Below are 1,944 nucleotides of genomic sequence, written 5' to 3'. Positions count from 1 at the left end.
GTGCACGAGGATCACAATGCCTGGATGGCGGAGATGGAACGGGTCTACGGCCTCGCCGAGCTGATCGTCGCCAAACAACGCCACGGCGCGACCGGCAAGGTGCGGATGCGGTTCGATCCGACCTATACGAAGTTCTCTGATCTGGCGGAGTAGGGGATGTCGGCCCTCCTCATCCTGCCGAACTCCCTCGTCCCATGTGTCCCCGCGAAGGCGGGGACCCAGTACTGGGCTCCCGCCTCCGCGGGAGCACAAGCCAGCGACCCGCGCCCCGCATCAGCTCACCGATAAGGCGCGAGGGCGAGGACCAGTTCGGCTTGGCGGTGCGTGCCGGTCTTGTGGAAGATGGACTTCAGCTGGGTACGGATCGTCTCGATCCCTACGCCGCGGCGCTCTGCGAACCAGCGCGCAGTTTAATGCCGCGCTGGAGCGCGAGCGGCGCGACCTGCAGGATGATGTCGACAAGGTGAAGATCTATCCGATCCTGCAATTCGGGATCGGCTACCGCTTCTGACTGTCCGGTGGCGTCTGCGGAGGGCAGGCGCCGGACGATCAGAAGATCGGATCCTCGCCGGGCTGGGTGGGCTGGTGAATCCCGCACTCGACCTTGTCCCAGCCCCGCCAGCGGCCGGCGCGGGGGTCTTCGCCGGGCTGGACCCGCGAGGTGCAGGGCGCGCAACCGATCGAAAGATAGCCTGCCGCCTCAAGCGGGTGGCGCGGCAGTTCGTGCGCGGCGAAATAGGCGTCGAGCCGGCTCTTGGTCCAATCAGCCAGCGGGTTGATCTTGAGCCGGCCTTCGTCGACCTCGAACCGCGGCAGTGCGAGGCGGGTGCCCGACTGGAACCCCTTGCGGCCCGATATCCACGCGTCGAACGGCGCCAGCGCACGGCGTAGCGGCTCGACCTTGCGCAGGTCGCAGCAGCCGTCGGGATCGTAGGACCAGCGCAAGCCCGTCGCATCCTTGGCCGCGAGGCGCCGCGGATCGGGGCGGAATACCCGCAGGTCGGTCAGCCCCAGCCGCTCGGACAGTTCGTCGCGATAGGCGAGCGTCTCGCCGAACATCTTCTGGGTGTTGGTGAAGATCACCGGAACGTCGCGATCGATCGTCGCGACCATGTGCAGCAACACGGCGGACTCGGCGCCGTAGGACGACACCGCAGCGATCCGCCCCGCCAGGTCTCCGGTCAGCAACAGGCGCAGCAACGCCGGTGCCTCTACGCCCGCATAGCGCGCCTCGAAAGCCGCGGCGTCGGCCGCGGTGAACGCCGGCGCGACGTCGATCATGTCGAGCTGGCGCGCGGCTTCACCCATGCCGCAGCTTCCACACCGGCACCACGGCATCGGCGGCGGGCTGATAATGATGCTCGTAGCGGTCAAGGCTGCGCTGGAGCACCGCGGGATCGATCGGTGCTTCTGGCGCGAAACTGTCGAACCCGCAGCGCCGCATCAACGGCACCTGATCGACCAGCACGTCGCCCGCGGCACGCAGTTCGCCGGCATAGCCCGCCTCGCGCAGCACCCGCGCCGCCGAATAGCCGCGGCCGTCGCGGAACGACGGGAAGCTGACCTCGACCAGACCGAGTTGGCCGAGATGCGGCAACAGCGCGCGCGCATCGTCGCCGGCCTCCAGCCGGACCGCGGTGGCGTTGGTCTGACCCTCGAGAAACGCGTCGAGCGTCACCGCGGGTTCGTCATGCACCTCGTCGTCGCGAAAGCGGAGAATATCCCCCTCCCGCTCGCGGGAGGGGCTACGGGAGGGCGTGTCCGAAGCCGCAACGTCGGTGAGAGAGACAGGCCCTCCCCCGACCCCTCCCGCAAGCGGGAGGGGAGAAATGGGATCAGCCATAAATCGCTTCCTTGAAGGTTTCCATGCCGACCCGGCGATAGGTGTCGAGGAAGCGCTCGCCCTCTTCGCGGACGACGAGATATTTGTCGGTGACACGTTCG

3 protein-coding genes are annotated in these 1,944 nt (G+C 67.6%); 1 reads left to right on the top strand and 2 read right to left on the bottom strand.

What is annotated here, in order from left to right; genetic code table 11:
* On the top strand, nt 1–153 hold a 153-nt coding region (locus tag VF643_RS07745), incomplete at its 5' end, for a DnaB-like helicase C-terminal domain-containing protein (RefSeq protein WP_331042807.1).
* A 396-nt stretch (nt 154–549) separates the two neighbouring features.
* On the opposite strand, the gene VF643_RS07740 is transcribed toward VF643_RS07745, so the two are convergent.
* Nucleotides 550–1,308 (bottom strand): phosphoadenylyl-sulfate reductase, encoded by a 759-nt coding sequence (locus VF643_RS07740; RefSeq protein WP_331042806.1) that lies wholly within the window; start codon nt 1,306–1,308, stop codon nt 550–552.
* Nucleotides 1,301–1,696, bottom strand: a complete 396-nt coding sequence (locus VF643_RS07735; RefSeq protein ID WP_331042805.1) for a DUF934 domain-containing protein — start codon at nt 1,694–1,696, stop codon at nt 1,301–1,303. The genes VF643_RS07740 and VF643_RS07735 overlap by 8 nt, the downstream gene beginning before the upstream one ends.
* Nucleotides 1,697–1,944 lie beyond the last annotated feature (248 nt).

Source organism: Sphingomonas sp., from assembly GCF_036387595.1.
In the GTDB taxonomy this organism is placed as follows: Bacteria; Pseudomonadota; Alphaproteobacteria; order Sphingomonadales; family Sphingomonadaceae; genus Sphingomonas.
The sequence above is the reverse complement of the archived record's forward strand: the minus strand, read 5'-3'. Positions and strand labels throughout refer to the sequence as shown.